Here is a 1,147-nt window from a genome sequence, read left to right as displayed (position 1 = left end):
AACCCTTCTTCTTCCATCGTAAATATCACTTTACGTCTAAAATCAATTGAATAGCTCATATAAATAATGTCATCAAAATTAAGTCGCTTAGCTATAAATGGGTTGATGAACGCAGAGATACCGCTTCCTCGACTAGTGCAGAACTGAATTTACTTGAACGATTAAATAACCTATTCGACGGTGATTGGCCTCTAACACTTGCTGCTTATAATTGTGCCGAAGGTTGTTTGCTTAATACCATCAAGAAAAATGAAGAGGAGGGATTACCTACTAATTATTGGTCATTATCACTCCCCAAAGAAACAATGAATTATGTACCAAAAATTTTGGCTCTGAGTAATATATTACGCAATAGCGAACAATATGCATTGCAATTACCAACAACCAATCAAAATAATGCATTTACCTAGGTTAATATAGGCGAAGAAATTACCTTACCTCAAGCAGCTAGACTTTCTGGATTGCCGTTAACCGCTCTTAAAGCCTATAATCCAAATTTGAAACATAATATAACATCTCCAGCCGGTCCTTATACTATTATGCTACCAACAGATAAAGCTGATCTGCTTAAGGATGCGCTTTCTGATCAAGACGTATTAAATAGTATTCGCCTTGCTGTTGCCAAGAATAATAAACAGATATTAGCTAGACAGCGTACTATCACTAATTACAAAGTTAAACGCGGTGACTCCTTATCGATTATTGCCAAACGTTTTAATACCACAACCGATAAGCTTAAGTCACTCAATGGCATGAAAACAGACAACTTGCGGATCGGGCAAACATTAAAAATTAGCGGTAAAAATAGTTATCGTGCACCAACTATGATTGCTAAAAATAGCACTTCATCAGGCAAGAAAGGTAAAGTAAATATCAAGACCTACAAAGTCCGTCAAGGTGATTCCTATTACAGTATTGCCAAACGCCACGGCATCGATCTTAAAGATCTGATGAATTGGAACTCTAGCGTTAGAATAGCAGATTTAAAACCAGACATAACGCTGACTATTCACCTCTAATAATATTATGGCGAAATAGCCCTTCGCGCGAAGAGTTATTTTTGCGCATTAATAAAAATTGACGATTATTTCTTTTTATCATTAGGTATTGAGATAATAATTTATCCGACTTGAACTTGTCCCTAGTT

At 36.0% G+C, this 1,147-nt stretch carries 2 protein-coding genes; both read left to right on the top strand.

Annotated features, from left to right (window positions below; translation table 11 throughout):
• The first annotated feature begins 50 nt into the window (after positions 1-50).
• Entirely contained in the window at positions 51-410 is a 360-nt protein-coding gene (locus ARSQ2_RS13900) for a transglycosylase SLT domain-containing protein (protein WP_338078292.1), read from the top strand.
• Positions 411-461: 51 nt separating this feature from the next.
• Positions 462-1,019, top strand: coding sequence for a LysM peptidoglycan-binding domain-containing protein (locus ARSQ2_RS13225; RefSeq protein WP_238334456.1), 558 nt, complete (start codon positions 462-464; stop codon positions 1,017-1,019).
• Positions 1,020-1,147: the final 128 nt, after the last annotated feature.

The organism is Arsenophonus endosymbiont of Bemisia tabaci Q2 (assembly GCF_902713415.1).
Classification (GTDB): domain Bacteria; phylum Pseudomonadota; class Gammaproteobacteria; order Enterobacterales; family Enterobacteriaceae; genus Arsenophonus.
This window is presented reverse-complemented; position numbering and strand designations above follow the sequence as displayed.